Source organism: Actinokineospora sp. UV203 (genome assembly GCF_056323665.1).
In genome coordinates this window covers 6,090,465-6,117,230 of the sequence record NZ_CM150484.1, presented here as the reverse complement: position 1 = coordinate 6,117,230, position 26,766 = coordinate 6,090,465, and the positions used below count along the sequence as shown (strand labels likewise).

General features: G+C 69.2%; 29 protein-coding genes. 7 read left to right on the top strand and 22 right to left on the bottom strand.

The features are described 5' to 3' along the window. The first annotated feature begins 5 nt into the window (after positions 1-5). Positions 6-1,382: a cytochrome P450 gene (locus ACUZ2Y_RS29470; RefSeq protein ID WP_476325008.1), complete on the top strand. Its 1,377-nt coding sequence runs from the start codon at positions 6-8 to the stop codon at positions 1,380-1,382. Here ACUZ2Y_RS29470 and ACUZ2Y_RS29465 read toward each other — a convergent pair. Continuing rightward, positions 1,341-2,141, bottom strand: coding sequence for a phosphotransferase family protein (locus ACUZ2Y_RS29465; protein ID WP_476325006.1), 801 nt, complete (start codon positions 2,139-2,141; stop codon positions 1,341-1,343). The two genes, ACUZ2Y_RS29470 and ACUZ2Y_RS29465, sit on opposite strands and share 42 nt — an antisense overlap. A 663-nt stretch (positions 2,142-2,804) precedes the next feature. On the opposite strand from ACUZ2Y_RS29465, the gene ACUZ2Y_RS29460 reads away from it, so the two are divergent. Together ACUZ2Y_RS29460 and trxA are read left to right on the top strand one after the other, a co-directional pair. After that, entirely contained in the window at positions 2,805-3,203 is a 399-nt protein-coding gene (locus tag ACUZ2Y_RS29460; RefSeq protein ID WP_476325004.1) for a MerR family transcriptional regulator, read from the top strand. Between the two features lie 2 nt (positions 3,204-3,205). Further along, on the top strand, positions 3,206-3,559 hold the full coding sequence (trxA, locus tag ACUZ2Y_RS29455) for a thioredoxin (RefSeq protein WP_476325002.1): 354 nt from the start codon (positions 3,206-3,208) through the stop codon (positions 3,557-3,559). A gap of 44 nt (positions 3,560-3,603) precedes the next feature. Here the strand turns inward: trxA and ACUZ2Y_RS29450 are convergent, their stop codons facing one another. Further along, positions 3,604-4,176, bottom strand: a complete 573-nt coding sequence (locus ACUZ2Y_RS29450; protein ID WP_476325000.1) for a TetR/AcrR family transcriptional regulator — start codon at positions 4,174-4,176, stop codon at positions 3,604-3,606. Positions 4,177-4,276: 100 nt separating this feature from the next. Here ACUZ2Y_RS29450 and ACUZ2Y_RS29445 point away from each other — a divergent pair, with 100 nt between their 5' ends. Further along, on the top strand, positions 4,277-4,675 hold the full coding sequence (locus tag ACUZ2Y_RS29445; protein WP_476324998.1) for a DUF6463 family protein: 399 nt from the start codon (positions 4,277-4,279) through the stop codon (positions 4,673-4,675). 165 nt (positions 4,676-4,840) lie between these two features. On the opposite strand, the gene ACUZ2Y_RS29440 is transcribed toward ACUZ2Y_RS29445, so the two are convergent. From ACUZ2Y_RS29440 to ACUZ2Y_RS29345, 20 genes are all read right to left on the bottom strand, one after another. Beyond that, positions 4,841-5,443 (bottom strand): TetR/AcrR family transcriptional regulator, encoded by a 603-nt coding sequence (locus ACUZ2Y_RS29440; protein ID WP_476324996.1) that lies wholly within the window; start codon positions 5,441-5,443, stop codon positions 4,841-4,843. Between the two features lie 9 nt (positions 5,444-5,452). Beyond that, on the bottom strand, positions 5,453-6,610 hold the full coding sequence (locus tag ACUZ2Y_RS29435) for an acyl-CoA dehydrogenase family protein (protein ID WP_476324994.1): 1,158 nt from the start codon (positions 6,608-6,610) through the stop codon (positions 5,453-5,455). Beyond that, positions 6,607-8,556 (bottom strand): acetyl/propionyl/methylcrotonyl-CoA carboxylase subunit alpha, encoded by a 1,950-nt coding sequence (locus ACUZ2Y_RS29430; protein ID WP_476324992.1) that lies wholly within the window; start codon positions 8,554-8,556, stop codon positions 6,607-6,609. The genes ACUZ2Y_RS29435 and ACUZ2Y_RS29430 overlap by 4 nt, the downstream gene beginning before the upstream one ends. 8 nt (positions 8,557-8,564) lie before the next feature. Continuing rightward, on the bottom strand, positions 8,565-10,163 hold the full coding sequence (locus tag ACUZ2Y_RS29425; RefSeq protein ID WP_476324990.1) for an acyl-CoA carboxylase subunit beta: 1,599 nt from the start codon (positions 10,161-10,163) through the stop codon (positions 8,565-8,567). Next, positions 10,160-11,347 carry an acyl-CoA dehydrogenase family protein gene (locus ACUZ2Y_RS29420; protein ID WP_476324988.1) on the bottom strand — a complete coding sequence of 396 codons (1,188 nt, stop codon included), beginning with the start codon at positions 11,345-11,347 and terminating at the stop codon, positions 10,160-10,162. Before ACUZ2Y_RS29420 ends, ACUZ2Y_RS29425 begins: the two co-directional genes overlap by 4 nt. Then, the gene (locus tag ACUZ2Y_RS29415; RefSeq protein WP_476332134.1) at positions 11,302-12,906 is read right to left on the bottom strand and encodes an acyclic terpene utilization AtuA family protein; all 1,605 of its coding nucleotides are present in this window, start codon (positions 12,904-12,906) and stop codon (positions 11,302-11,304) included. The genes ACUZ2Y_RS29420 and ACUZ2Y_RS29415 overlap by 46 nt, the downstream gene beginning before the upstream one ends. A 47-nt stretch (positions 12,907-12,953) precedes the next feature. Beyond that, on the bottom strand, positions 12,954-13,742 hold the full coding sequence (locus tag ACUZ2Y_RS29410) for a TIGR03084 family metal-binding protein (protein ID WP_476324986.1): 789 nt from the start codon (positions 13,740-13,742) through the stop codon (positions 12,954-12,956). Between the two features lie 232 nt (positions 13,743-13,974). Then, on the bottom strand, positions 13,975-14,856 hold the full coding sequence (locus tag ACUZ2Y_RS29405) for a hypothetical protein (RefSeq protein ID WP_476324984.1): 882 nt from the start codon (positions 14,854-14,856) through the stop codon (positions 13,975-13,977). Between the two features lie 61 nt (positions 14,857-14,917). Beyond that, positions 14,918-15,607 carry a hypothetical protein gene (locus ACUZ2Y_RS29400; RefSeq protein WP_476324982.1) on the bottom strand — a complete coding sequence of 230 codons (690 nt, stop codon included), beginning with the start codon at positions 15,605-15,607 and terminating at the stop codon, positions 14,918-14,920. Positions 15,608-15,612: 5 nt separating this feature from the next. Then, positions 15,613-16,164 carry a sigma-70 family RNA polymerase sigma factor gene (locus ACUZ2Y_RS29395; protein ID WP_476324980.1) on the bottom strand — a complete coding sequence of 184 codons (552 nt, stop codon included), beginning with the start codon at positions 16,162-16,164 and terminating at the stop codon, positions 15,613-15,615. Positions 16,165-16,226: 62 nt separating this feature from the next. Continuing rightward, positions 16,227-17,513 (bottom strand): NAD(P)/FAD-dependent oxidoreductase, encoded by a 1,287-nt coding sequence (locus ACUZ2Y_RS29390; RefSeq protein ID WP_476324978.1) that lies wholly within the window; start codon positions 17,511-17,513, stop codon positions 16,227-16,229. Next, entirely contained in the window at positions 17,510-17,728 is a 219-nt protein-coding gene (locus ACUZ2Y_RS29385; RefSeq protein ID WP_476324976.1) for a ferredoxin, read from the bottom strand. Before ACUZ2Y_RS29385 ends, ACUZ2Y_RS29390 begins: the two co-directional genes overlap by 4 nt. Then, on the bottom strand, positions 17,725-18,312 hold the full coding sequence (locus ACUZ2Y_RS29380; protein ID WP_476324974.1) for a ferric reductase-like transmembrane domain-containing protein: 588 nt from the start codon (positions 18,310-18,312) through the stop codon (positions 17,725-17,727). The genes ACUZ2Y_RS29385 and ACUZ2Y_RS29380 overlap by 4 nt, the downstream gene beginning before the upstream one ends. Next, positions 18,296-19,279, bottom strand: a complete 984-nt coding sequence (locus ACUZ2Y_RS29375) for a DUF1996 domain-containing protein (RefSeq protein WP_476324972.1) — start codon at positions 19,277-19,279, stop codon at positions 18,296-18,298. Before ACUZ2Y_RS29375 ends, ACUZ2Y_RS29380 begins: the two co-directional genes overlap by 17 nt. Further along, the gene (locus ACUZ2Y_RS29370; RefSeq protein ID WP_476324970.1) at positions 19,276-20,070 is read right to left on the bottom strand and encodes a DUF4142 domain-containing protein; all 795 of its coding nucleotides are present in this window, start codon (positions 20,068-20,070) and stop codon (positions 19,276-19,278) included. Before ACUZ2Y_RS29370 ends, ACUZ2Y_RS29375 begins: the two co-directional genes overlap by 4 nt. Beyond that, positions 20,054-20,566: a COG4315 family predicted lipoprotein gene (locus ACUZ2Y_RS29365; protein WP_476324968.1), complete on the bottom strand. Its 513-nt coding sequence runs from the start codon at positions 20,564-20,566 to the stop codon at positions 20,054-20,056. Before ACUZ2Y_RS29365 ends, ACUZ2Y_RS29370 begins: the two co-directional genes overlap by 17 nt. A gap of 226 nt (positions 20,567-20,792) precedes the next feature. Beyond that, the gene (locus ACUZ2Y_RS29360) at positions 20,793-21,962 is read right to left on the bottom strand and encodes a S8 family peptidase (protein ID WP_476324966.1); all 1,170 of its coding nucleotides are present in this window, start codon (positions 21,960-21,962) and stop codon (positions 20,793-20,795) included. A gap of 128 nt (positions 21,963-22,090) precedes the next feature. After that, entirely contained in the window at positions 22,091-23,431 is a 1,341-nt protein-coding gene (locus tag ACUZ2Y_RS29355) for a type I glutamate--ammonia ligase (RefSeq protein WP_476324963.1), read from the bottom strand. Positions 23,432-23,453: 22 nt separating this feature from the next. Next, on the bottom strand, positions 23,454-24,407 hold the full coding sequence (locus ACUZ2Y_RS29350) for an LLM class F420-dependent oxidoreductase (protein ID WP_476324961.1): 954 nt from the start codon (positions 24,405-24,407) through the stop codon (positions 23,454-23,456). A gap of 52 nt (positions 24,408-24,459) precedes the next feature. Further along, complete coding sequence (locus ACUZ2Y_RS29345) at positions 24,460-24,729, bottom strand: DUF1801 domain-containing protein (RefSeq protein ID WP_476324959.1); 270 nt, start codon at positions 24,727-24,729, stop codon at positions 24,460-24,462. A 307-nt stretch (positions 24,730-25,036) separates the two neighbouring features. Here ACUZ2Y_RS29345 and ACUZ2Y_RS29340 point away from each other — a divergent pair, with 307 nt between their 5' ends. From ACUZ2Y_RS29340 to ACUZ2Y_RS29330, 3 genes are read left to right on the top strand one after another with little or no spacing between them, the layout of a single operon-like run. Beyond that, on the top strand, positions 25,037-25,876 hold the full coding sequence (locus ACUZ2Y_RS29340; RefSeq protein WP_476324957.1) for a helix-turn-helix domain-containing protein: 840 nt from the start codon (positions 25,037-25,039) through the stop codon (positions 25,874-25,876). A gap of 6 nt (positions 25,877-25,882) precedes the next feature. Further along, a complete protein-coding gene (locus tag ACUZ2Y_RS29335) occupies positions 25,883-26,065 on the top strand; it encodes a DUF397 domain-containing protein (RefSeq protein ID WP_476324955.1) in 183 nt (60 codons plus the stop codon). Between the two features lies 1 nt (position 26,066). Then, positions 26,067-26,765 (top strand): DddA-like double-stranded DNA deaminase toxin, encoded by a 699-nt coding sequence (locus ACUZ2Y_RS29330; protein WP_476324953.1) that lies wholly within the window; start codon positions 26,067-26,069, stop codon positions 26,763-26,765. Position 26,766: the final 1 nt, after the last annotated feature.

Genomic DNA, 26,766 nt, shown 5'->3' with positions numbered 1-26,766 from the left:
ATCGGGTGTCCGTTGTAGACAGACTGGACCGGTGGATCAGCGATCGGCCATGGCCGGTGCGCGAGTACACGCCCGCTCCGGAGGGCCTGCGCCCGATCCTGGGTGACAGCGGTCCGCCCGTGCTCGGTCACACGATCGCCGTTCTGCGCCAGGGCATCGACTTCGGGCTCCGCCGGTATGAACGCTTCGGGCCGGTCACCTGGGTACGGGCGTTCGGCACGACCATGGTCTCGGCCGCGGGCCCGGAGGCGGCGCAGGTGGTGCTGACCAACAAGGACAAGGCGTATTCGCAGCAGGGCTGGACGTTCTTCATCGGCCCGTTCTTCCACCGCGGGCTGATGCTGCTCGACTTCGAGGAGCACCACCACCACCGCAGGCTGATGCAGGAGGCGTTCACCGCCGACCGGATCGCGGGCTACACGCGCAAAGTCGCCGAGTTGGCGGCCCGCGAGATTCCACTGTGGCCGGTGACGCCGGGATTCGAGGTATACCCGGCGCTGAAGAAGCTGACCCTGGATGTGGCGACCGAGGTGTTCATGGCCACCGACGTCGGCTCGGAAGCCGCTGGGCTGCGCAAGGCTTTCGTCGACACCGTCCGGGCGGGCACGGCGGTCGTGCGGTATCCGGTGCCGGGCGGTCGATGGAAGGCCGGGCTCCAAGGTCGGAAGGTGTTGGAGGACTTCTTCCGACGGAGCCTGCCGGAGAAGCGGGCGAGCGTGGACGACGACCTGTTCTCCGCACTGTGCCACGCGAAGACCGACGACGGCGCGGTGTTCTCCGACGACGATGTCGTCAACCACATGATCTTCCTGATGATGGCCGCCCACGACACGTCGACCATCACGACGACGGCGGTGATGTACTTCCTCGGCAAAGACCAGGCGTGGCAAGAGAAAGCGCGCGCGGAGGCGCTCGCGGTGGACGACGTCCGGCAGCTGGAGACCCTGGAACTGGTGATCAAGGAGTCGATGCGCCTGGTCGCCCCGGTGCCGTCGCTGGTTCGCGAGACGGTCAAGGACACGGAGCTGTTGGGCCACTTCGTGCCGAAGGGCACCAAGATCATGGTGACCCCGTGGATCAACCACCTGCTGACCGAGTACTGGCCCGACCCGACGCGCTTCGACCCGCTGCGGTTCGCCGAGGACCGGCGGGAGGACAAGTCCCACCGGTACGCGTGGATCCCGTTCGGCGGTGGGGTGCACAAGTGCATCGGCATGCATTTCGGCATGTCCGAGGTGAAAACGCTGCTGGCCCAGATGCTGCGGACGTTCCGCTGGTCGTTCCCGGACGGCTACGAGGTCCGCTGGTACCCCACGGCCCTCCCCATCCCGACCGACGGCCTACCGATTCGGTTCGAGCGGCTCGAACAGGTGCCGCAGTGAGTTCAGCGCCTGGTCCGCGTAGCGCTGGATGCCGGACTCGGTGCCGTAGGCGAGGTCTTCGAGGACGGTGCAACGGGCGTAGAAGGCGGCCCGTTCGGCGAGCGGGCCGTCGATGAGGACGCCGAGGTCGCGGTAGAGCAGGCCGTGGTCGTAGGCGGGGTCGCAGAGGGCGGCGTCCGTCCAGTCGATGATTCCGGTGACGTCGCCGGTGCCGGGGTCGACGAGTACGTGCTCGATGCCCAAGTCGTTGTGCGAGAACACGGACGGCTCAGTGCGCCCGGGCGGTTCGGTGTCGAGGAACCGCTCGATCGCACGGCGGTACACGGCGGGCACCTCCACCGCCGCATAACTCCCGTGCGCTTCGGCCAACCACTGGCTGACCGGGTCGTCATCGGTGTCGACCAAGCCGGCCACGACGTCCACGGGAATGGCCTGCAGCGTGTCGACATAGGCACCGAGAACCGTCGCGATGCCGGGCGGCCGGGGAACGTCGATCAACGGCACGCCGGGGAGTTTGCGGTACACCATGCATCCGGGTTCCACGACCACCGGTGTCGGCACTGGAAACGGCGAGAACCGCGCGACGGTTTCGAGCAGCCTCGCCTCCCGGAGCACGTCTGCGCCCCCTTTGGCGAAGCGCACGATCAGCTCGCCGTCGACCTCGTAGGCGACGTTGTCCTGCCCCTCGCCAAGGCGCACCACGGACTCACAGCCAAGCCCGTGCGCGGCAAGGACAGCATGGACGTCGTGGCTCACCATGAGCACAACCTAGACCGCCGGCGGAGTCTTGCGCCGCAGAATTTCGATCAGGGTTCCGTCAGACCCGACTGGCCACGCGGCATTGGCACGGCCAGTCGGTCTCACCTTATTCGGGCGGGCGGTAACGCGTCAGGAAGCAGACTCGTCGGTGTCCTGAGCCGCCGGTGCGGTCTCGGTCGCCTGCTCGACGTCATCCTCGACGAAGAGTGGTCCGTCGAAGTGCAGGGTCGCGTCGAGGTCGCTCATGGTGGGTCCTTCCGTTTGCGACGGCGCCCAGTACGCCGCCGCGGCAGGCGAAGGGTACTTCAGCGGCTCGCCACAAGATCAGGACACGCCGCGATCCGTTGCCCCGCTTTGGTGCGAGCATGATCGTGGTCGCCGTCGTCCTCGGTTCCGGGCAGACAGGTCACACCTGCTGATCGGCGACACGACCGCCTTGGCCAGGCTCGACCCCAACGTCGACCGCACTTTCGGGCATGCACATGTGGGGCGTGCAGACGAATTCGCGCGGACACCCTCAGTGGGATCGGTATTCAGCGCGGTCTGCTCCTGTGGCTGCCGCGGGTTGGCCTGCCACGGACAATTGCCGAGGCGCGGTCACCGCGGACCGGCTGATGATATGGGCTTGCCTTGACGCGTGCGGCAACGTTTACCGTCGACCACATGAGAATCGGCGAACTCGCCAAACGCGCCGGGACGACCGCCCGCGCGCTGAGGTTCTACGAGTCCCAAGGCCTGCTCGAAGCGCGGCGCACGGCCAACGGGTACCGGGAGTACGACGAGGACGACGTGCGTCTCGTCGACGAGATCCGGACCCTGCAGGCCGTCGGGCTCACCCTGGACGACACCCGCCCGTTCGTCGAGTGCCTGCGCGCGGGTCATGAGGCCGGGGACTCGTGCGCCGACTCGATCGAGGTCTACCAGCGCAAACTCGCCGAGGTGGACGCCTGCCTCGAGCGGCTCACCGCGGTCCGGGCAGGCCTGGTGAGCAAGCTGACCACCGCGTGGGCCCGGCAGCCCGACCCGTGCCGGGTGACCGACCCAACCGAATTCAAGGAGTAGTCATGTCATCGACAAGCCTCACCGGTGAACTCTCGACGGTCACCGACGACACCTTCGAAGCGCGGGTCCTCCGACACGACAAGCCCGTCCTGGTCGACTTCTGGGCCCAGTGGTGCCCGCCGTGCCACATGATCGTCCCGGTACTCAAGCAGATCGCCGTCGAACGCGCCGACTCGCTGACCGTAGTCAAGATCAATAACGATGAGAACCCGCTCATGGGGCGGAAATACCACGTGATGTCGCTGCCGACCCTGATGCTCTTTGTGGACGGTCAGCCGGTGCGGGCGCTGGTGGGAGCGCGCCCGAAGGTCAAACTCCTCGCGGAACTGGACGCCGCCCTGCGCGATCTGACGTAGATACGGCCACGATCAGGGACACCGACGCAGGATCTCGCGGGGTGTCACTGGTCCGGTTTGCCAGGCGAGCGGGTGAGGAGGAGTTCGCTGGCGCGGGCCATGACCTGGACACGACTGCGGGCTGGGTGGTCGGCGGCGAGGAAGTGACTGCCGATCGCCATGCAGAAGGCGAGCAGGCTGCGGGCCTCGACCTCGTCCGAGTCGGGGCAGAAAGTGCTGATCGCGTCACGCAGGAGTTGCATGCGCCCGTTGTCCACGCGGCGCAGGCGCTCGGCGACCGCCTGGTCACGTCGAGCCCAGTCGCGGATGGCCAGGTCGATGGGAAGCAGGCGTTCGCTGGAGAAGGTGAGCTGTCCGGCCAGCCGGACCTTGTCCATCATGTCGCCGCCCTCCTGCGCTATCCGATCGACGACGTCGCCGACGCTCTCTCGCTCCCAGGTGTCCAGCATCTCTGTCAGCAGCTCGTCGCGATCGGCGAAGTAGCCGTAGAACCCGCCCTTGGTCACACCGAGCGCCTTGGCCAACACCTCGACGCGCACGGCATCCACGCCGCCTGAGGCCAACGTCCTGAGCCCCTCTTCGACCCACTTCTCCCGCGGGGTGCGCAGCGCTCCCATGTATGGCCCACCTCACCCTCCACCCGTTGTACGGTGCCGTATAACGGGTATAGCCTCACGGATATACGTAACCGTATAACGACGAGGATGGGGGCGCCAGATGATCAAGTGGGCCGGTGGGCTGATCGTGCTGTGCGGACTGGGGCACACGCTGGGCGCTTTGGTGCAGACGGCCCCGCACTACGCCGGAAGCTGGCTCAGCTGGGCATTGTGGGAGGAACAGAACAATGACCCGCTCGCGATGAGCCACACCACCGCCGCCTTCTGGTACTCGTTCTACAGCTTTGGCTTGCCGCTGCTCCTGATCGGCCTGATCGTGCTGTGGATGGGCCGCCAAGGCATCACACCGCCGCCGTTCATCGCGTGGAGCGTCGCGGCGTGGACTGTGGTCGGTGCCGTTCTTTCCGGGCTCTCGCCCTTGCTGTTCCTCCTGCTCGCGGCCGTCCTGCTGCTGGTCGGAGCCCGCCGCGCCACCCAGTGCCAAGAGGCAAGTCTTTGATCAACATGAGTGGCCGCGGGGATGATCATGGCGCGGGGGTAGCGCCTCGATCTGGGCAGGATGTTTGACGGAACGGTTTCTCGGGGTGAGCGAGCCCAAGCCGTCTGCTTTGTGCGCGACTACGTCGAACTGCACTTCGACGGGCCGGTTCTGGATCTGGTGACGTCAGGACAGAGCGGCGTCCAGGGTCATCGCCCACTGACGCAGCACGCGGGACCGGCGCTTGGCGTCGTCGGTGAGCAGGTTCGCCAAACCCAGTCCGCGGGCCAAGTCCAGCGTCGCCTGCACCGCTTCCCGCACCCCCGGCCGGGACTCGTCAGCCCCCAGCGCCTCGACGGTCATCCGGTGCGCCTCCCGCCCGACCCGGGCTTCCAGCGGCACGACCTTCTCCCGCAACTGCGAGTCCGAAGAGGCCGCCACCCACAGCTGCAGCGCCGCCGAGAACAGCTTGCTCGCGTACATCTCACCGATCGTGTCGACGATGAACTCGGTCCGGTCGCGCCCCGGCGGCAGGTCCGGCAACCCCTGCCGCAGGTGCGCCAACCGCTCCTCGGCGACGTACTCGATCGCCGCCGTGACCAGGTCCTCCCTGGTCGGGAAGTGGTGCTGCGCCGCCCCGCGCGACACGCCTGCCCGTTCGGCGACCACTGACACCGTGCTGCCCGTCCACCCGAGCTCGGCGAGGCAGTCGATGGCGGCCGCCAGCAGCCGCTGCCGGGTCGCTCGGCTGCGGTCCTGCTGCGGCTGCCTGACTGCCTCGGTGCTCACGCCACATCCTTAGTACGACTTCGGCAGCCCAAGGGAGAACTGCGCCACGAAGTTCAGGATCATCTCACGGCTCACCGGCGCGATCCGGGTCAGCCGGGACGCGCCGATGAGTGCGCCGAGACCGTACTCGCTGGCCAAACCGTTGCCGCCGTGGGTCTGCACGGCCGCGTCGACCGCCTTGATCACGGCCTCGCCCGCGGCGTACTTCGCCATGTTCGCCGCCTCGCCCGCGGCCATGTCGTCGCCACCGTCGTACAGCGCGGCGGCCTTCTGCATCATCAGCTTGGCCAGTTCCAGCTCGATCTTGGCCTGCGCCAACGGGTGCGCGACGGCCTGGTGCGCGCCGATCGGCTCCTTCCACACCGTGCGGGTCTTCGCATACTCGACGGCCTTCTCCAGCGCGAAGCGGCCCATGCCGACGGCGAACGCCGAAGCCATGATCCGCTCCGGGTTCAGGCCCGCGAACAGCTGCATCAGTGCCGCGTCCTCGGAGCCGATCAGCGCTTCGCCGGGCAGCCGGACATCGTCGAGGAACAGGGCGAACTGGTAGTCCGGGGAGACGATGTCCATCGGGATCTTCGTGAACTCGAACCCGGCGGCGTCGGTCGGGACGACGAACAGCGCGGGCTTGAGCTTGCCGGTCTTCGCGTCCTCCGTGCGACCGACCACCAGCACCGACTGCGACTCGTCGACGCAGGAGATGAAGACCTTGCGTCCGCTGAGGATCCAGCCGTCGCCGTCACGCCGAGCGGTCGTGGTCAGCTTGTGCGCGTTGGAACCCGCGTCCGGCTCGGTGATGGCGAACGCCATGCGCAGGGAGCCGTCGGCGAAGCCGGGCAGGTAGCGCTGCTTCTGTTCGTCCGTCCCGAATCGGGCGATGATCGTCGCGCAGATCGCCGGGGAGACGACCATCTGCAGAAGCCCGGTGCCGGTCGCGCCCAGTTCCTCGCACACCGCCGCCAGGTCGCCGATGCCGCCACCGCCGCCGCCGAACTCCTCCGGCACGTTGACGCCGAGGTAGCCGAGCTTGCCCGCCTCGTTCCACAGCTCGGTGGTGTGTCCACCGGACCTGGCCTGCTTGACCAGGTAGTCATGGCCGTACTTGCGGCCCAGTTCGCCCACGGCCGCACGCAGGGCCTGGCGTTCCTCGGACTCGGTGAAGCTCATGATTCCTCCACGACTACGGCGAGGACCCGGCCGACGTCGACCTGGTCTCCTGGGAACACGGTGAGTTCGCTGACCACACCGGCGACGGGTGCGTCGATCCGGTGTTCCATCTTCATCGCCTCAAGCCACAGCAGCGGCTGCCCGGCGTCGACCCGCTGGCCCGCCTCGGCCGCCACCCGGATCACGGTCCCGGGCATCGGCGCGAGCAGCGAGCCGGGGGCGACGTGGTCGGCTGGGTCGTCGAACCTGGGCGGCACGGTCAGCGTGACCGACCCGAAAGCCGAGTCCACGCAAGCGATGCCGGGATAGCAGGCGACGTCGAACACCCGCCGCACGCCTACGACCTCCAACTCAACCCGCGTAGGCGAGGAGGCGAGCAGCCGCACACCCTCGACGCCGGACAGGCCGTCGCGGGTGATCCGGTAGCGCACCTCGTGCTCACCGGACGCCGACTCGTACCGCTTGACCTGCGGCTGCGACACGACATTGCGCCACCCCGCCGGAATCCGCCCCTGCACTTTCGCCGCCGCCCGGTTGGCCTCGGTGTCGGCGATCGCGGCGGCCAGCGCGGACAGCGACTCGGCGTCCTTGTCGGCGATGGGCGCGGCGAGGGTGTCGAGGCCGTGCCGGTCGAAGAACGCGGTGTCGGTGTCGCCCGCGAGGAACGCCGGATGCCGCAGCACCCGGACCAGCAGGTCGCGGTTGGTCCGCACGCCGTGGACCCGCGCCCGGAGCAGTGCTCCGCAAAGAGAGCGGGCGGCGCTGGTGCGGTCCGGCGCCCACGAGATGACCTTGGCCAGCATGGGGTCGTAATGCACTCCGACCAGCGAACCGCTGACCACGCCGGAGTCCACCCGGATGCCCGCGCCGGGCGGGTTGGCGAACGAAGCGAGAGCACTGATCTCGAATCGGTGCAGTGCTCCGCTTTGCGGCAGCCAGTTCGCCGCGGGGTCCTCGGCGTAGAGCCGGACCTCGATGGCGTGCCCGCGGCTGACCGGCGGCTCAGGGGCCAGCGGAGCACCCTCGGCGACGGACAGCTGCAGCGCGACGAGGTCGAGGCCGGTGACGCACTCGGTGACCGGGTGCTCGACCTGCAGGCGGGTGTTCATCTCCAGGAAGAAGAACCGGCCGGACTCGTCGGCCAGGAACTCGACCGTGCCCGCGCCCTCGTAGCCGATCGCGGCCGCGGCCTTGCGGGCGGCGTCGAACAGCCGCTCCCGCATGCCCTCGGTGCGCTCGACCAGCGGTGACGGCGCCTCCTCGATGACCTTCTGGTGCCTGCGCTGGATGGAGCACTCGCGCTCCCCCACCGCCCACACCGTGCCGTGCCGGTCGGCCATCACCTGGACCTCGATGTGCCTGCCGGTCTCAAGGTACGGCTCGATGAACACCGTCGAGTCGCCGAACGCCGATCCGGCCTCCGACCGTGCCCCCTCGACCGCACCCGCGAGTTCGGCCTGGGACCGGACAATCCGCATGCCGCGACCGCCACCGCCCGCCGATGCCTTGACCAGCACGGGGAACTCGGCGACCGCGTCCGGGTCCATATTGGACAGAACGGGCACGCCTGCGGCGGCCATCAGCTCCTTGGACTCGATCTTGGAGCCCATCCGCTCGATCGACTCGACCGGCGGGCCGACCCAGATGAGCCCGGCGTCGATGACCGCGCGGGCGAACACGGCGTTCTCCGACAGGAAGCCGTAGCCGGGGTGGATGGCGTCGGCGCCCGCGTCGCGGGCGGCCTGGATCACCAGGTCGGCACGCAGGTATGTCTCAGCGGGGGTGTTGCCGGGGAGGCGGACCGCGGAGTCCGCGTCGGCGACGTGCGGGGAGTCGGCGTCCGCGTCGGAATACACCGCCACAGTCGCGATGCCGAGGTCGCGGGCGGTGCGGAAGACCCGCCGCGCGATCTCTCCACGGTTGGCCACGAGAACTGAGGTGATCATGTGGGCGCTCACATCCGGAAGACGCCGAAACCGTCGGCGCCCTTCACTGGTCCATTGTGGATCGCGGACAGGGAGATCCCGAGCACCGTGCGGGTGTCCCGGGGGTCGATAATGCCGTCGTCGTAGACCATGCCGGACAGGAACGTCGGCAGCGACTGCGCCTCGATCTGGCCTTCGACCATGGCGCGCATGGCGGCGTCGTGCTCCTCGTTGTAGATCTGCCCCTTGGCTTCGGCGCCCTGGCGCATGACGATCGAGAGCACGCCCGCGAGCTGCGCGGCGCCCATGACCGCGGATTTGGCGCTGGGCCAGGCAAACAGGAACCGGGGGTCATAAGCACGCCCGCACATGCCGTAGTGCCCGGCGCCGTAGGACGCGCCGATGAGCAGGGAGATGTGCGGGACCTTGGAGTTCGACACGGCGTTGACCATCATCGCGCCGTGTTTGATCATGCCGCCCTGCTCGTACTCCTTGCCGACCATGTAGCCGGTGGTGTTGTGCAGGAACAAAAGCGGGGTGTCGGTCTGGTTGGCCAGCTGGATGAACTGGGTCGCCTTCTGCGCTTCCTCGCTGAACAGCACACCACGCGCGTTGGCCAGGATGCCGACGGGGTAGCCGTGGACCTGCGCCCAGCCGGTGACCAGGCTGGATCCGTAGAGCGGCTTGAACTCGTCGAAATCGGAGCCGTCGACCACCCGGGCGATGACTTCGCGTGGGTCGAACGGGATCTTCAGATCGGTGGGGACGATGCCCAGCAGGTCCTCGGCGTCGTGCTCGGGCTCGGCGTAGTCGGCGGCCGGGGCCGGGCCGAGTTTGCGCCAGTTGAGCCGCTTGACGATGCGCCTGCCGAGCCGGATCGCGTCCTGCTCGTCGGCGGCGAGGTAGTCGGCGAGGCCGGAGACCCTGGCGTGCATCTCCGCACCGCCAAGGGATTCGTCGTCGGAGTCCTCACCGGTGGCCATCTTCACCAGCGGCGGCCCGCCGAGGAAGACCTTCGCGCGCTCCTTGACCATGACGACATAGTCGGACATGCCCGGCAGGTACGCGCCGCCGGCGGTCGAGTTGCCGAAGACCAGGGCGACCGTCGGGATGCCTGCGGCCGAGGCCCGGGTCAGGTCGCGGAAGGTGCGGCCACCGGGGATGAAAATGTCCTTCTGCGTCGGGAGATCAGCGCCGCCGGACTCGACGAGGTTGATCGTAGGCAGCCGATTCTGCGCGGCGATGTCGGCGGCGCGGAAGCCCTTCTTCATGCCCCAGGGGTTGATCGCGCCGCCTTTGACCGTGGGGTCGTTGGCGTTGATCACGCACTCGACGCCTTCGACGACACCGATGCCGGTGACCAGGCTGGCGCCGACCGGGAAGTCGGAGCCCCAGGCGGCGAGCGGGGACAGTTCGAGGAACGGGGAGTCCGGGTCGAGCAGCATTTCGACCCGCTCGCGGGCGAGCATCTTGCCGCGCTTGTGGTGGCGGGCGGTGTACTTCTCACCGCCGCCGGCGACTGCCTTGGCGTGCTCGGTGTCAAGCTCGGTGAGCTTGGTCAGCATCGCCGCACGGTTGGCCTGGAAGTCGGCCCCCGCGCTGTCCACTGAGGATCGCAGTGTGGTCATGAGGTGTATCCCAATCGCTTGGCGGCGAGGCCGGTCATGATTTCGTTGGTGCCGCCGCCGATGCCCAGGATGCGCATGTCGCGGTAGTGGCGTTCCACTTCGGACTCCCGCATGTAGCCGAGGCCGCCGAAGAGCTGTACTGCCTGGTGGGCGACCCATTCGCCGGTTTCCACCGCCGTGTTCTTCGCGAAGCACACCTGGGCGATGACGTCCTCGCCCGCGAGGTGGCGGGCGGCGACGTCGCGGGTGTAGACGCGGGCCACGTCGATCTTGCGGGCCATCTCGGTCACCGTGGTCTGCACCGACTGCCGGGAGATCAGCGGACGCCCGAACGTCTCCCGCATCCGGCACCACTGCAGCGTCAGGTCCAGCGCCCGCTGCGCCGCCGCGTACGCCTGCACGGCGAGGGTCAGCCGTTCGGCGACGAAGTTCTGGGCGATCTGGATGAACCCGGTGTTCTCCTTGCCCACCAGGTTCGCCACCGGCACCCGGCAGTCCACAAACGACAGCTCAGCGGTATCCGAGCACAGCCATCCCATCTTCTCCAGCCGCCTGCTGACGGTGAAGCCGGGCGTGTCCTTCTCGATGACCAGCAATGAGATGCCGTGTGCACCCGCGTCGCCGGTCCGCACCGCGGTCGTGACGAAGTCGGCGCGGACGCCGGAGGTGATGAAAGTCTTGGCGCCGTTGACAATAAGATCGTCGCCGTCGCGCTTGGCGGTGGTGCGCAGGCCCGCGACGTCGGAGCCGCCGTCGGGTTCGGTGATCGCCAGGGAGCCGATCAGTGAGCCTGCCAGCGTCGGCCGCACCCACTGGTCGATGTGCCGGGGGTCGCCCGCGAACGCGATGTGCGGCACGGCGATGCCACACGTCAGCAGCGCGGCGATGAGACCGCCTGACGCGCCGGCGTAGTGCATCTCCTCCACGACGACCATCGCGTCGATGACGTCGCCGCCACCGCCGCCGACCGCCTCGGGGAACGCGACGCCGAGCAGGCCGAGGTCGGCCGCCGTGCGGTGCAGCGACCTGGGGACCTCGCCCGCGCGCTCCCAGGAGTCCAGGTGTGGCAGCACTTCGGTGTCCATGAACCGGCGCACGGTCGCGCGCAGCTCACGGCGCTCGGGGGTGTCGAACGGGTTCACAGGAAGACCTCCGGGACGTCGATGTGCCGTGAGCGCAGCCATTCGCCGAACGCCTTGGCCTGCGGGTCGAACCGGGTGGCCGCGGCGACGCCCTGGCCGAGCAGGCCGTGCACGACGAAGTTGACCGCGCCGAGGTTCGGGTAGAGGTGCCGCTCGATGTCCAACCCCACGGTCTCGGGCAGCAGTGACCGCAGCCGCTCCACGGTCAGCGTGCGCACCAGCCAGTCGAACGCCTCCGGCCGACGCACCCAGAGACCCAAGTTCGCGTCACCGCCCTTGTCGCCCGACCGCGCCCCGACGACGGAACCGAGCGGAACCCTCCGCGTAGGCCCGAAATCGGTGCCAGGGTCGGTCCAGACGACAGCGCGAGCCTCAACAGCCGCGCCCTCAGTCCACTTCAGCACGCGCTTCTCCCCGTTGGGCAGGACCGCGGTGTGCTCGACCTCGTCGGGCGTCACGTATTCCGGCCGGTACACCCCGATCGGCGTGCCATCGGCGGGCGGAGCCGTCAAGGTGAAACCGGGATACGAGGCCAACGCGAGTTCGACGGTCGCCCGCGAGAACGCCTTGGCCCGAGCCGGGTCCGGCGTCTTCACCATGACGTGCAGCAGCGCGCTGGCCGCCTCTTCGGTGTCGGCGTCGGCATGATCGGTGCGAGCCAGCGTCCACGTGAGGCCGTCGGCGCCGATCAACGACTCCAGCTGCCGCCGCACCAGCGCGGCTTTCGAGTCCACATCGAGTCCACAAAGGACGAATGTGGCGCTGTTGCGGAATCCGTCGAGGGTGTTGACGCACACCTTCACCGTCTCCGGCGGTGGCCCGCCGCGCACGCCGCTGATCCGCACCCGGTCCGGCCCATCCGAAGCCAACGAGATGGTGTCGAACCTGGTGGTGACATCCGGGCCCAGGTAGTCGACGCCCTGGATCTCGTAGAGCAGTTGCGCCGTCACGGTTTCCACCGTCACCGCGCCGCCGGTTCCAGCGTGCTTGGTGATGACCGAGGACCCATCTGCCGAGATCTCGGCGATCGGGAAACCAGCGTGGCCGAGGTCGGCGACCTCGGTGAAGAAGGAGAAGTTGCCGCCCGTCGCCTGCGCGCCGCACTCGATGACGTGTCCGGCGACCGTGGCCCCGGCGAGGGCGTCGAAGTCGTCGCGGGCCCAGCCGAAGTGCGCGGCGGCCGGTCCCGCCACCAAGGAGGCGTCGGTGACCCGCCCGGTCACCACGATGTCGGCACCCGCGCGCAGGCATTCCGCGATCCCCCACGCGCCAAGGTAAGCGTTCGCGGTCAGCGCCCCTTCACGCGGAAGCAGGTCGTCGCCCTCGACGTGGGCGACGGAAACCTCGATGCCGAGCTTGTCCGACAACGCCCGAACCGCCTGGGCGAGGCCGGCGGGGTTCAGCCCACCGGCGTTGCTGACGATCTTGACCCCGCGCTCGACGGCCAACCCGAGACAGTCCTCAAGCTGCCGGACGAACGTCTTCGCGTACCCGCCCGTCGGGTCCTTCATCCGCTGCCTGCCAAGGATCAGCATGGTCAGCTCAGCCAGATAGTCGCCGGTCAGGACGTCAAGATCGCCGCCGGTCAGCATCTCGCGCATCGCCGAGAGGCGGTCGCCGTAGAAGCCGGACGCGTTGCCGATGCGGATCACGTCTTCGCCCTCCCGGTCCCCGGCGCCCCCGCGAAGGCCTGCGCGATGTCGAGCCACTCGTCGGCCTCCGCGCCGAACGCGACCAGCGCGGTGTCGTCGCGGTGCACGCGCTGGGTCACCAAGCGGCAGAAGTCGACCGCGGGCCCGGTCACCCGTTGGGAGGCGTCCTCAGGTCCCCAAGTCCACCGGGTCATGTCCGGCGCCAGCAGCTCCACGCGAAACGGTGAAGCAGGTGGCGTGCGCCCGTTGAGCTGGAAGGCGAAGTCCCGCGTGCGCACCCCAAGGTGGGCGACGTGCTTGATCCGCGGACTCGGCGACCGCTTGATCCCGAGCGCGTCGGCCACATCGCAGGAGTGCGCCCACGTCTCCATGATCCGGGCGGTCGCCATCGACGCGGCGCTCATCGGCGGCCCATACCAGGGCAGCTTCGTCCCCGCGGGCACCTGCGCGAGGGCGGAGTGGAGGGCGTCCCGCAACGAGCGCCAGCGCGCGAGCAGCTTCGCCGGCGGCTCGGCGGCGCCCTCGGCGGCCCCGTCGTCGACGAAGTGCGCGACGTTGCCCCCGCTCAGCGCGGCGGCGAACTCGGTCTGGAAGGCCTCCGGGTCGGTCACCGCCAGCAGGGACCGCTCGTCGGTCCAGGCCAGGTGGGCGACCTGGTGGGCGACCGTCCACCCCGCCGCGGGCGTCGGCGTGGCCCACTCGTCGTCGGACAGCGGCTCGACCCAGGAGTCGAGTTCGGCGCCTTCGGCCCGCAGGTCAGCGAGCAGCGCGGTCAGATCGATCACCTGTCCACCGTCGCACGCCGGACCAAACAAATCAAGCATGCGTGCTTGATTTTATTCTCGACCAGTCCTCCGAATACGGCGAACGGCCCCCTGACCAGTGCCTTTGGTCAGAGGGCCGTTCCAGCTCGACGTCGTTTCTCGATCGGGTGATCCCTGCTCGACCACCCGAGCGAGGTCCAGCCGAGCCGTGGTTGCTCACCCCACAGCGTCGGTGTTAGTGGTGGACCTCCTCTCATCCAGTCGCTTTGCCGCCGTCAGGTTTGGCGGCGAACCAGGTTCCGCCGACGCCCTGCCCCTTGATGTCGCACGGGACCTTGTCGTCGGCGAACAGATAGAGCGGCCAACCCCCCGCCGTGAGCTGCCGGGACCCGTCACCGCGCTCAACGGTCCCCAGCACGGACGGGTCGGCCCCGTCGAGCTTCGGCGAGGCGCCCTCGGGGACCAGCAGCGGCGGCCACTTCGCCGCGCACTCACCATCGCAAGTGGACTTCGGCGGGTTCGGGGTGTCCTTGTCGAACCGGTACAGCGTCATTCCCGCCGCGTCGGTGAGGATCTGGCCGAGCGGCGCCACCGGCATCACCTTCACCTCAAGGGATCCGGCTTCAGGGGCGATGGCTTTCTTGCCCGCCGAGGTGAAGCCGAACCAGGTCCCGCCGACCCCCTGCCCCTTGACGTCACCCGGCTCCGTGTCCTGGGCAAAGGTGTAGGCGGGCCACCCGCTGATGCTCAGCTGCCGCGTGCCGTCCGTGCGCTTCAGGCTCGACACCAGCGCCTTGTCCACCCCGTCGACAGCGACCTCGGCGTTTTCCGCAACCAAGACCGGCGGCCATTTCGCCGCACACTCACCGTCGCAGTTGGACTTCGGCGGTTTGGCCGTGTCCTTGTCGAACCGGTAAAGCGTCTTCCCGTCGCCGGTGGTGATGATGGCCCCCAAGTCCGGGACGGTGGCGACCGCGAGTTTCGCCTGCGCGGCACCCGTGTCCGGAGACGCGTCCGACTTGACCACCGCGACCTCACTCGGAATCGTGCCGGGCGATTCGCCGCCGCACGCCGTCGCGGCGATGCCGATCGGCACCAGCGCCACGGCCAGGGCGAAGTTCCGAATTCGCGTCATTGGCTCTCCCATTTCCGTATCGGCTTTCCCAAGGGAATACGTGACAGCGGCCGATCCGGTTCTACTTTTCTGGCGCCTTGAGTGTCGTGATGACTTTTCCGGAGGAAACGCGGCGAACCTCGACCCGGTCGATCTGGGCCACCGGATAGGGCGTCGTCCCGGACACCACAATCCGTTCACCCGGTTTCGGCGGGTCGAACAAGGCGATTTCCGTGCTCTCCCCGCCCCGGGACACGACCACGACCGAACACGGGGTCGAGCCGGTGATGCCGCCGAGGTCGAGAGCGATCCGGCTGCCCTCCGGCGTGGTCTCCACCCAGGCGTGCGAGGTCGACGATTCGAGGGACCCGCTGACGCCGCCCGGTTCCTCGGCGACGGGATCGAGCCGGGTCAGCGCCGAGGGCGACTCCGAGGCCTGCCCCGCGGGCGAGTCGGCGCCCTCCCATCCGAGGAACCCGATCGCGGTCACCGCGCCCGAGAGGAACACCAGCACCGCCGCCGCGGTCGCCGCGCGCCAGTTCGGGAACCGCCGCCGCTCGACCTTCGAGGGCAGGCCGTACAGCACCGCCCCCCGCGCGGGCGCGTCCGGCCAGGTCTCGGCGACCGTGTCCAGCAGCCCGGGCAGCTCTTGCAGTTCGAACAGCTCCACCTGGCAGTTCGCGCAGCCCACGAGGTGGCCTTCGAACGCCTCCGTGCCGCGGGCGTCGAGCGTCCCGAGGGCGTAGGCCGCCACGTCGAAATGCGAGGCCATGGCGCTCACCCCCGCGCCCGAAGCGCGCGCCGCAGTGCCCGCATCGCGTGGTAGGTCCGGGATTTGACCGTGCCCGGTGGGATGCCCAGCCGGGCCGCGGCCTCGTCGACCGTGTGGCCCTTCAGGTACGTCTCGATGATCGCCTCGCGCTGATCGGGCGAGATCCGACGCAGCGCGTCGTGCACGACGATCGCGTCGACCGTGCTGTCGGCCTTGTCGGAGACGCCGACCCGGTCCTCGGCGATGTCGGTGCCGCGGATCTCGATGGGCCGGACCTGCCGCCCCCGGTGCGTGTCGATCACGATCCGGCGGGCGACGACGAACAGCCAGCCGCGCAGCATCTCCGGCCGTTGATCAAGTTTGTCGGCGTGTTTCCAGGCCCGGATGAAAGTCTCCTGGACGACGTCCTCGGTCCATTGCCGGTCGTATTTCGTCAGACCGAGAACATGGGCGCTGAGCTGATTCGCGAATTGCCGATAAAGCTGGCGCACCCACTCGTCCTTCGGGTCGTCAGGCACGACCGCGACCGGTCTGACTGCCCGCGTATGGCGACCCACTCGGGGGAGCATGGCCGACTGCCGTGATTCTGTCCATTCAGCACGCTCGGTCACGGAAACCCTCATTGTCCGGTCATTATTCCGTTTGGTCCATCGAATGAGTGCCGACTGGCGTAATGCCGCTCGATGAGGACGCGGGCGGGGATGCCGTCGCGGGGCGGGCGGGCGTGCGGCGGGCGAGAGGCGGTGGGGACGGGAAGCAGCCGGTCCAGCGTCGCCGACCAGTCGAGCATCGCGTGCGGGCGGTCCCAGGTGGCGACCGCGACCAGGTTCCCGGCCCGGACGAACCCGGTGACCCCAGCGTCGAGCGGGACGGTGTCGGTGGCCAGCGCGGGCATCCCGACGTGCTGCACCCGCACGTCGAACTGGCTGGTCCAGGCCCTGGGCAGCGGGGTGAACGGCTTGGCCGCCCACTTGCCCGCGAGCAGGTTCTCCGCCGCCGCCCGGCCGCCTTCGACGGCGGTGATCCAGTGCTCGACCCGCCGCGGGACCGGGTCGAACCGCAGGTTGGGCCACCGGGCGATGTCCCCGGCGACCACGACGTCGTCGACCCCGGCGGCGAACAGCGTCGGCTCGCAGAACACCCCGTCGTCCACCCGCAGACCGGACCCGCGCAGCCATTCCACCGACGGCGTGCTGCCCACGGCCAGCACCACGCACGCGGCGAAGACGACGTCGCCGTTGTCCAGGTGCAGGCCGACCCCGTCGCGCCCGGTGTCCCACTTCCTGATCCGGGCGTTGCTCCGGGTGTCGACCCGGTGTTCGGCGTGCAGTTCGCCCGCCGCGTCGGCGATCGCGTCGCCGAAGCGGTGCAGCAGCTTGGCCGAGTTGTTGACGACGATGACGTCGCGCCCGATCGCCCGCATGCTCGCGGCGAACTCGCAGCCGATGAACCCGCCGCCGACGACCACCGCGGGCAGCCTGCTCGACCGCAGCGCCGCCTGGACACCCTCGGCGTCCTCGACCGTGCGCAGCACCCGCACCCGCGGGTCGTGGCGCGGCGCGGCGGGCAGGGACCGGGGATACCCGCCGGTGGCGAGGATCAGGCCGTCGTAGCCGACCTCCTCGCCGCCAGGCAGCAGGACCGCGTGCCGGGCGGTGTCGAGCCCGATGGCCCGGGTGCCCAGCCGCCAGCCGACGTCGAGGTCCACGCCTGCCTCCAGCGTCACGTCCCGGGCCTTGAGGCTGCCGCGCAGGAGCTGTTTGCACACCGCGGGCCGGTGGTACGGCTTGCGCGGCTCGTCGCCGATCACCACGATCTCGCCGTCGAAACCCAGTTCCCGCAGCCGTTCCGCGGCCCGGAAGCCCGCGGCGCCCGCGCCGACGACGACGATCCTCTCCACCGTCACCGGGCACTCTCCCGCAGCCGGATCGCCTGCATCGGGCAGTTGCGCGCGGCAGCGGCTACGGCGGTCTCGTCGGCCGCGTCGATCCGCCTGCCGTGCCGGAGCCGGTTGTCGCCCAGCCGGAACACCTCGGGCGCCTCGGCGACGCAGATCCCGTACAGCTCGCACCGGTCGTTGTCGACGCGCACCACCGTGGCACGTCCGCGTCCGCGTCTCATACCTTCTCCGTCTCCACTCCGAGTCGTTCGAGCGTGTGCGCGGGCAGGGCGCGCAGCACCGCCAAGGTGACGGCCGGGACGAGCAGGGTGATCCCGCCCAGCCACAGCACCGACAGATGGCCGTTGGCCACGGCGCCCAGCAGGGAATGCAGCGCGCCCAAGGGAATCGCGAGGTACGCCGTGCGGTGCAGCCACGCCCACCGGCGGTAGGCCGTCCACCCGCGCAGGCACGCGCTGAGCGCGATGGCGACCATCAAATACAGCGACACCACGCCGAGCCCGTGCCGGACGTTGGGGACGAACGGCGTCAGCAGGTGCTCCAGTGGCATCGCTCCGCTTGGGAGGAACCGGAAGCACACCGCGTGCACCACGCCGAACACGATCGTCAGCGTTCCCAGCGTCAGGTGCGCGGCGCGCATCGCCTTGCGGCTGACCGCGTGCCGCCCCCACCCGGTGACGGTCATCACGCCCAGGCACAAGGTCAGGCACATGAGCCCGTAGGCGAAGCGCGCGCTGAGCGCCGCGACCGCCCGCACGCCGGGTTCCCCCGCTGCCTGGGCGAGCAGGTCAGCAGTTGCGGCCACTGTTGACGCACCTCACCACGTCACCCATCTGCGTGCGGTTCATCAGCAGGTGGACGAAGCCGTGGTCGGAGTCGGGCCGGTGGTTCTCCTGCGGGAACCCGTCGAGCGCGAACCCTTGGGCGAGATTGGCTTTCGCCGGGACCGCGTACTCGACGGTCATGTCCAGCTGCGGTATCGCGACGGTGTTGCGCGGACACCGGCCCGAGCTGTCGGGGAATCGCACGTGGTCGCGGTGGTTGGCGCTGTCGAGGCTGCGGCCGTCCCAGCAGCTCGGGTATTCCAGCAGGCGCACCACACTTCGGCCGCGGGGGCAGACCGGGTACTTGGCCGTGGTCCGGTCCTCGAAGCCCTTGCACGTCCAGCTGACCCGGACGTTCGCCGGACCGTTCTCCCCCGGCTTCGCGTCACCGGTGGTCATCCGCAGCCCCTGCGGCGCGGCGACGACCTGCTGGAATCGGTTGCCGCGGAACAAGAGCGTGACTTTGCCGTCGAGGATCGCGCCGAGGTTGCCGTCCTTGCCGCCGCCGGGCTGGCCTGCGTCGTCACCGTTGCGGGTCAGGTCGCGCAGGACCGGCCACAGGTACGACGACTTGTCGCCGGTCACGCAGGTGGTGCCGCCGCGCAGCAGGGACCGGTCGTTCGAGCGGCCGTTGGTGGTCAGGTTCCCGACGTGGTCGTGCTGGTGCTGGGCGGCGTTCACCACACCCGGCGCGGCGATGTGGTTGTCGGAGTTGCGGTGTTTCTCCTTGTTGTCGCCGCACTTGTTGACGAACGATCCCGGCGACGCCCGCCGCTCGATCTGGACCTTGTTCGGCCGGACCTTGGTGATGTCGACGTAGAACGCCTTCTGCGGGGCCGTGCCGGTGCCGGGCCCGCCGCCGTGGGCGCGGGCGATGCCGATGCCCGCCGCCGAGCCGCCGACGACGAGTGTGGCGACCGCGAGTGCCGTCCAGTGCTTGACCTTCATGTCCTGGTTCCTTCCATTTCGTTGACTGCGAACGCTCCGACCGAGGGCGGCGTCGCCTTCCCGCGTGAGCGGCGCAGCCAGGTGATGAGCAGCACCACCAGCGCGGACTCGGCGAACACGAGCAGCCCGACCAGCGCGAACGACTGGGCGTCGGCCCGCAGTTCGGTGTCGAAGGAGGTGCCCGCGAGCGGCTCGGCAATCGTGGTGAAGTCCACCAAACCGGTCTTCTCCAACAGGTTCTGGTGCCGCAGCACGGCCTGGTTCGCGATGGACGCGAGGTCGCGCACCTCGGTGTTGCGGCTGCCTCCGCGCACTTGGGCGACGGTCACCAGGACCGTGCCGTGGGCCTGCCGCAGGCGGTTGGCGAAGATCTGGTCGAACTCCTCGGGACTGCCCGCCGCCCGCATCTCCGCCAGCCAGCCCTGTTGCAGTTCGTTCGGCTGATCAGGCAGCGGGACCCGCAGTTTCGCCGCGGACTGCCGGACGGCGACGTCGAGTTGCCCGTGGTCGACCATGAGCGTCATTCCGAGCGCCTGGATCTTCGGGTTGCGCGAGACCTCGCGGGCGATCTCCCCCGCGGGTCCTTCCCAGAGGCCCGCTCGGCGCGCGGCACGCAGCAGTTCCACGTCGGCGGCGCCGAGCGGACCCCATTCGGTCGGTCGCGGCTCGGGGTTCCGCGACTCGACGAGGAGTGTGGGCACCAGCCCCACCACGACAACCGCGAGGAGCAGCACCGCGGCCACCGCGGCGAGGACGCGGCGGGGGCCGAGCAAGTCACGGATTGACCGCACTGGACCCCTCCAGAACCGTGGTGATCTCGGCCTTGCCGCCGGTGGCGCCGACGACGAACCAGTCGGCGTCGCGGCCGGTCATCTCGCCGGGCATCGAGTCCCCGGCGAAGGTGTAGAGCGGCCTGCCCGCCAGCGTGGCCTGCTTCGGCCCGCCAGGTCGGTCGACGGAGCCGACCATGGACTGGTCGAGATCGGTGATCTTGAGGTCTTCGGTGAAGGGCACCGGCCGCCAGGTCTCCGCACACTTCCCCGTGCACGCTGACCTGGCCGGATTGGTCTTGTCCTTCACGAATCCGTAGACCGTGCGGCCGGCGCCGTCCACGACAATGGGCCCGCTGTTGAAGCCGCGCACCAGTTGCAAACCGGCGGGGCGCGGCTGTGCCGCCACGAGTTCGACGTGGTGGCCCCGGCGTTCCTTGGGAGTCGCTTCCTCGCCGCCGTGGCATCCCGCCACGGCGAACGCCAAGCCCACCAGCATGACCGCCGACCGCTTCATTCCAACCTCCGCGCTGACGTCTTGGGTCTGTGCAAGGAGGTACGAGGAGAAAGTTCGCACGGTTTAAAGAAAATTGGGCGCCCCCGCGAACTTCGCGGGGGCGCCCACTGGCACGAGGTCACCCAACCACCGCGCGAGTCCCCAATTCCCGACACCGAGTTCTCAGTTCAGGTCCGCCGCCGAAATGGGAACTCATCGTCGGGAGGTGGGGGACTCGCGGGGTGGGTCAGCCGGTGAATAGCAAGCGGTTGGGGGTGGCGGGGCTGGGGTTCTGGATGCGGTCGCGGGTCGAGGCGCGGACCAGTTCGCGTTGGACTTGGGTGGGGGTGGCGTCCGGTTGGGCGGCCAGGATCAGCGCGGCCGCGCCTGTGACGTGCGGTGTTGCCATGGAGGTGCCGCTGAGTGTCGCGGTCTCGCCATCGAGGAACGACGACGGGATGTCGACACCGGGCGCGTAGAGGTCCACGGCGGGACCGAAGTTCGAGAAGTCCGCTTGGTTGTCGGCGGCGTCGGACGCGGCGACGGTGATCGCCTCGGCCACCCGGGCGGGCGAGGTCTCCCCCGCGTCCTGGCCGTCGTTGCCCGCCGCGACGGCGAACGTGACACCGGCGCGGATGGCGCCGCGGACCGCCTCGTCGAGCACGTCGTCACGGGAGCCGCCGAGGCTCATGTTGGCCACCGACGGCCCGTCGAGGTTGCGCACGACCCATTCGATCCCGGCGATCACCCCGGCGGTGCTGCCGTCGCCGTCCTCGTCGAGCACCCGCACCGGCACTATCTTGATTCCCTTGGCGACGCCGAAGTCGCTGCCGCCGATCGTGCCCGCGACATGGGTTCCGTGGCCGTTCAAGTCGTCGGGGTCGCCATCGCCGTCGATGGCGTCGAATCCGCCGACGACCCGGCCGCCGAAGGTCGGGTGGTCGGCGTCGACCCCGGTGTCGATCACGAACGCGGTGACGTTCTCGGCCAGGGAGTCGACGGTGAAGTCGTCGTCGAGCGGAAGATCGCGCTGGTCAAGCCGGTCGAGCCCGTAGGACGGCGGCGCTTCGCTGATCTTGATCCGCTGGTTGGCCTGCACGTACGCGACCGACCGGTCGGCGGCGAGCCTGCGCGCTTCACGGTCGGACATGGTGGCGACGTAGCCGTTCACCGCCGCCTCGAAGGTCTGCTCGGTCCGACCGCCGTACCGCGAGGTGAGGGCGCTCGCGGTACGGGTTTTCTTGTCCCTGAGGACGACGATGTAGCTGTCTTTGATCGAGTCGGGGCTGTCGGCGAGCCGTACGACCCCTTCCTGGGCGTGCGCGGGCATGGACACCGCGACGATGGCGAAAACGGCGGCGGCGGTCAGCCCGATGCCGCTGAGAACGCGCGTGGTTCTCCGGCGCTTCCTGTTCATCAAACGTGGTCCTCCGGTCCGAATGACTCGGGCGCAGGTGTCCACACAGGACAGAGCCGAGAAGGATCAGCCGAAGGCACATCGGCTGGGTGCCGACGATAAGGGCTCAAGTCGAGCCGCGTCAATGCTTACGCGCGGAGATCCCCGCGACCGCGCTGCCAGTCGGAAACCCCGTCCAGACCGGCGTTCAGCTCTTCGCCGAGTAGCGCCGCCCGGTGTTCGACCGCCGCGTCGCCCAGCAGTGACCGCACGAGTTTCGACTCGGTCAGCCGGGTCAGCGCGTCCCACGGTGTGCGGGCGAGGTCGCCGACGACCCGGCCCTCGGCGGGCAGCGGGAGCCGCTCCGCCACCCCGGACATCCCTGCGGCGAGCAGGGCGGCGAGCACGAGGTGGACCTGCGCGTCGGCGCCCGCGAACCGGGCCTCCATCCGCAGCGACGGACCCTGTCCGACCAGGCGCACGGCCGCGGTCCGGTCGTCGGTCCCCCACCGCAGCGTGCGCGGCGAGAGGGGGCCGGTGCGTAGCCGGACGTAGGAGTTCCAGGTCGGCGCCCAGAAGGCGGTGAGGTCGGCCGCGGCACGCAAGACGCCCGCGAGGAAGTGGCCGAAGACGGTCGACGGCTCGGTGGGCTGCACGCCCGCCACCAGCGACGTGCCCGCCGCGTCGGCGAGGGACAGGTGGACATGGCAGGAGCTGCCGGTGCCGGTGGACTCGGCGGCCAGGTAGCCCGCCCGGACCCCGCGCTCGGCGGCGGCCCGGCGCAGGACGAGCTGGTGCAGCATGGCGTCGTCGCAGGCGGCGAGGGCGTCGCGGTGGCGTAGGACGATCTCGTACTGGCCGGGGTGCGCCTCGCCGCGAGCGGACTCGGCGCCGAGGGCCAGCCGGTCGACGGCGGCGTGCAGGTCCGGCAGCGGGGACAGGCCGTCGACGGCGTAGTTGTGCACCCGGTCGGCCAGCGGTGCGCCGTCGAGGGCGGTGAACGTGACCTCGTGCTCGATTCCCACGGCCGGAACGAAACCGAGCTTTTCGGTGGCGGCGACCTGTTCCCGCAGCAGCGTGCGCGGGGCCTCGGGGACCGGGCGGCCGTCGGGCCACTCGACATCGCAGACGACGAACCAGGTGCCAGGCTCGTCCGGGGCGAGGGTGGCCAGGTCGGGCCGCAGCCGCAGGTCGCCGTAGCCGCCGAGGAACTGGTCGACGGCGGGGGCGTTGACCTCGGCCCGCTCGGGGTTCCAGCCGAACACGGCCGCGCCAAGGCCGTGGCCGTTGGGCAGCACCGTGTCGACGAAGAACTCGGCCGCCACCTCGACCGCGGCGAACCGGGCGTGCGGGTCGGGCACCAGGCAGACGACGCGGCGCACGTCCCCGGACGCGACCGCCGCCCGCAGCGCCCCGGACAGCGAGGACGCGGCGAGCGCGCGGTCGGCCAGGGTTCTCGGCCCGACCGGCCGACTGTGCTGGATGGTCATCGCCGGTTCGTCATCGCTGGAGTCACGGCCTTGGCGCGAGCGCCCGGACGGTCTCGATCGGGTCGGCCCCGGTCGGCAGGACGGCGATGGCGGGCGTGGTCAGCCCGGCGTCCACATAGGACTGGACGCGTTCGCGGCAGTGGTCGACGCTGCCGTGCACGATCAGGTCGTCGACCACGGAGTCCGGGATCGCCGCGTTGGCCCCGGCGCGGTCGCCCGCCGCCCAGGCGTCGTGCATGGGCTTGAGTTCGTCGCCGCGGCCCAGCCAGTCGTGGAATGCGGCGTACGCCGGGACGGTGAGGTAACTGCTGATCAGCAGCCTGCCCAGGGCGCGGGCGGCGTCGGCGTCCTCGGTGGGGCAGACGAAGATGCGGGCGACCAGTTCCAGGTCCGGGCCCACCTCGGCCCGCACGGTCGGCACGTCGCCCGCGCCGAGCCAGTTGGTGATCGCGCCGTCGGCCTCACGGGCGGCCAGCTTGAGCATCCCGGGCCGCAGCGCCGCCAGCATGATCTCCGGCGGCTGGACCGGCGGGCGCTCCAGCCGGAACTTGGTGATCTCGAAGGTGGCGTACTTCTCGGTGATCTTGTCCCCGGCCAGCGCCGACCGCAGGAACCGGAGCGTGTCGCGCATCCGGTGGAACGGCTGGTCGAAGTCGATGCCGTTCCAGCCCTCCACGATGGTCGGCGAGGAGGTCCCGATGCCGAGGGCGAAGCGGCCGGGCGCGAGTTCGGCCATGGTGGCGGCGCTCATCGCGAGCAGGCCGGGCCCACGGGTGTAGACCGGCACGATCGCCGTGCCGAGTCGGAGCTCGGGGGCCCATTCGGCGGCCAGCGCCAGCGGGGTGAAGGCGTCGGTGCCCGCGGTCTCGGCGGACCAGACGTCGGTGTAGCCGAGGTCGGGTAGCTCCTTGACCAGGTCCCGGTGTGCCGCCAGGGGAACCCCGGTCAGCGGCAACGTGATGCCCCACCTCGACATAAGCGCCTCCTGGATCGTCTCTTGCCGACAGCGTTCCACACCCCGACGCCGCTCATCCATCACTGTCATTTCCGACACGGTCCTGTTCGAGGTCTTGCGCCTGGTGCAGCCACGTGGTGAACAGGTCGACGTCGATGTCGGCCGGGCCGCGCAGCTTGACCGCCGCCATCTCCCGCCCGCCGGGCTCCAGCCTGCCGGATGGGTCGGCGATCTCCTGCCCCCGCCAGAATCCGAAGGTCACATAATCGGAGTACGCCTTGAGGTAGCAGATCGACGACTTGCCCGGTTCGGGCCCGCGCTCCACACCGGGTGTCCGTGCCACACCGCGCCTGCGTCGGGCGGCGCCGCGTCGATGAGCGGCAGGAGCGCGTCGGTGATGGGGCTTCTGGTGGCGGGACGGACGCGGGGACCGGTGTTTCTGTCCGATCGGCGGCCCGCTCCGGCGCGACGACCGGGCGAGGGGGATCTGTGCCCGGAGAGCGGGCGCAGGCGGCTTTCCTATGAGCGGGCGGAGTATCTGTTCAAGCGGGCCACGGGCCACACGCTCCGACAGCTGCGTTTCACACCCCGATAACTCTCATCCATCAGTGTCATTTCCAGGAGGCGAAACACCTGATCTCATGGAACACATGAGCGAACCACTGCCTGCCCGGATGCGCGCCCTGGCCAGTGAGCTGACGAGACTGCGGGAACAGGCGGGCCTGACCACCCGCCAGGTCGCGGCCCGGATGGGCACATCCATCGCGACCATCAACCGGACGGAAAACGCCAAGCGGATTCCGTCAGTGGCGGATGTCGCCACCATGCTGGCGATCTACGGGGTGAAGGGGGCGGAACGCAGCCGGATCTTGACCATGGTCGAGGAGATGAGTTCCTCCGGCTGGGTGGAAACCAGCGGCCGGTTCACCCGCCTGCTGACTCCGCTGGTCGACTTCGAGTCGGAAGCCACCTCCATCGTGAACTTTGCGCCGTCGCTCGTGCCCGGACTTCTCCAAACTCCCGGTTACGCACAAGGGGTCACTGCAACAGGCCGCTTGGACAAGCCCAAGCGCGACGCGTTGGTCGCCACCCGGTTGGACCGCCAGAAGACGTTGGTGAAACGAATGGCGCCCCGGTACACGGCCTTCCTGGACGAAGCTGTGGTCCGAAGGCCGTATGGCGGGCCAGAGGTGATGGCGCACCAAATCCGGTGGCTCATGGATCGGGCGAAACTCCCCAACGTGGAGATTCGCGTGATCCCCTTCCGGCACGGCGGCTACCACAACCTGGGCTACTACTCGATGCTTGAGTTCGAGCGAGCGCCGACGATCGTCTACCTCGAGCATCAAGGCGCGTCGGGCTTCCTGCATGAGCAGGTAGACATCGACTTCTTCGAGCACACGATTTCAGGCTTGGCGAAAGTGGCGCTGGGATCCGCCGATTCGGTGAACTTCCTGGCGAGAATTTTGGCCGATTACGAACGGAGCTGAAACAGCATGCACGCTGAGTGGCGGAAATCGAGCTTCAGTGGCGGGGCCACTGCCGACTGCGTCGAGGTCTCCTACTCGGCAGAGGTGTGGCTGCGCGACTCCAAGAAGCCCGATGCCGGAACCCTGCGCCTGCCCGCGTCGTCATGGCTGCCCGCTCACCTGACGTCGCTGGTGGTTCGCACCGGCTGACATGTCAGTCGAGCGCCTCACGGCGCAAGTCGACGGAGCACTCCACCTCAGCGATGAGGTTCGGCGCCTTCTCGCTCACGCGACCGAACTCCTCGGCGATGCCCAACGAGCATTCGCTGCGGGCTTCGCCGGTACCGCTGACTCTGAGGCCGCCGCTGTCGAACGCTCCTTGGCGGAAGTCAGTCACATCCTCACCCATCAGATCGCCACCATCAGCGAGGCGGAACAGATCTTCCGGGGTTACCTGCGCGCGATCGGGGCCACGAGCTCGATTCCGCACGATCGTGCACCACCCGTCGACAGGGTCGAACGCATCCGCGCATCGCTCCCCCCGGCGGTCACACCTGGCTCCGGCCAGAAGACCCACGGTCGATGGACCGACGCCAACGGCGAAACCCACGAAGAGGTAAGCGGCAAGGATGAGAAGTACGAAGAGGTCGTGCGGCTACTTAAGAGTATGCGGGCACGACGGATGCCACTCGTCACGACACACGTCGAAATCAAACTCGCCGCACACATGCGAAAGAACCAGGTCCGTTCCATCACATTGATACTGAACAACATTCCCTGCTTGGGCGACATGGGTTGCGACGCGCTTATCTCCGTCATTCTTCCGGCGGGGTATACGATGACGGTCCATGGATCCGACGGCATTGTCCGCGAGTACCGAGGAGGTGGCACGTCCGAGTGGGTGCCATAGT

What these genes read in the sequence shown, in the direction of transcription:
- ACUZ2Y_RS29465 (WP_476325006.1), bottom strand. Translation starts at nt 2,141, where the DNA reads ATGGTGAGCCACGACGTCCATGCTGTCCTTGCCGCGCACGGGCTTGGC.
- ACUZ2Y_RS29460 (WP_476325004.1), top strand. Translation starts at nt 2,805, where the DNA reads ATGAGAATCGGCGAACTCGCCAAACGCGCCGGGACGACCGCCCGCGCG.
- trxA (WP_476325002.1), top strand. Translation starts at nt 3,206, where the DNA reads ATGTCATCGACAAGCCTCACCGGTGAACTCTCGACGGTCACCGACGAC.
- ACUZ2Y_RS29450 (WP_476325000.1), bottom strand. Translation starts at nt 4,176, where the DNA reads ATGGGAGCGCTGCGCACCCCGCGGGAGAAGTGGGTCGAAGAGGGGCTC.
- ACUZ2Y_RS29445 (WP_476324998.1), top strand. Translation starts at nt 4,277, where the DNA reads ATGATCAAGTGGGCCGGTGGGCTGATCGTGCTGTGCGGACTGGGGCAC.
- ACUZ2Y_RS29435 (WP_476324994.1), bottom strand. Translation starts at nt 6,610, where the DNA reads ATGAGCTTCACCGAGTCCGAGGAACGCCAGGCCCTGCGTGCGGCCGTG.
- ACUZ2Y_RS29430 (WP_476324992.1), bottom strand. Translation starts at nt 8,556, where the DNA reads ATGATCACCTCAGTTCTCGTGGCCAACCGTGGAGAGATCGCGCGGCGG.
- ACUZ2Y_RS29425 (WP_476324990.1), bottom strand. Translation starts at nt 10,163, where the DNA reads ATGACCACACTGCGATCCTCAGTGGACAGCGCGGGGGCCGACTTCCAG.
- ACUZ2Y_RS29420 (WP_476324988.1), bottom strand. Translation starts at nt 11,347, where the DNA reads ATGGCTGCGCTCACGGCACATCGACGTCCCGGAGGTCTTCCTGTGAAC.
- ACUZ2Y_RS29415 (WP_476332134.1), bottom strand. Translation starts at nt 12,906, where the DNA reads ATGCGCGAGATGCTGACCGGCGGCGATCTTGACGTCCTGACCGGCGAC.
- ACUZ2Y_RS29405 (WP_476324984.1), bottom strand. Translation starts at nt 14,856, where the DNA reads ATGACGCGAATTCGGAACTTCGCCCTGGCCGTGGCGCTGGTGCCGATC.
- ACUZ2Y_RS29400 (WP_476324982.1), bottom strand. Translation starts at nt 15,607, where the DNA reads ATGGCCTCGCATTTCGACGTGGCGGCCTACGCCCTCGGGACGCTCGAC.
- ACUZ2Y_RS29385 (WP_476324976.1), bottom strand. Translation starts at nt 17,728, where the DNA reads ATGAGACGCGGACGCGGACGTGCCACGGTGGTGCGCGTCGACAACGAC.
- ACUZ2Y_RS29375 (WP_476324972.1), bottom strand. Translation starts at nt 19,279, where the DNA reads ATGAAGGTCAAGCACTGGACGGCACTCGCGGTCGCCACACTCGTCGTC.
- ACUZ2Y_RS29365 (WP_476324968.1), bottom strand. Translation starts at nt 20,566, where the DNA reads ATGAAGCGGTCGGCGGTCATGCTGGTGGGCTTGGCGTTCGCCGTGGCG.
- ACUZ2Y_RS29360 (WP_476324966.1), bottom strand. Translation starts at nt 21,962, where the DNA reads ATGAACAGGAAGCGCCGGAGAACCACGCGCGTTCTCAGCGGCATCGGG.
- ACUZ2Y_RS29355 (WP_476324963.1), bottom strand. Translation starts at nt 23,431, where the DNA reads ATGACCATCCAGCACAGTCGGCCGGTCGGGCCGAGAACCCTGGCCGAC.
- ACUZ2Y_RS29350 (WP_476324961.1), bottom strand. Translation starts at nt 24,407, where the DNA reads ATGTCGAGGTGGGGCATCACGTTGCCGCTGACCGGGGTTCCCCTGGCG.
- ACUZ2Y_RS29340 (WP_476324957.1), top strand. Translation starts at nt 25,037, where the DNA reads ATGAGCGAACCACTGCCTGCCCGGATGCGCGCCCTGGCCAGTGAGCTG.
- ACUZ2Y_RS29335 (WP_476324955.1), top strand. Translation starts at nt 25,883, where the DNA reads ATGCACGCTGAGTGGCGGAAATCGAGCTTCAGTGGCGGGGCCACTGCC.
- ACUZ2Y_RS29330 (WP_476324953.1), top strand. Translation starts at nt 26,067, where the DNA reads ATGTCAGTCGAGCGCCTCACGGCGCAAGTCGACGGAGCACTCCACCTC.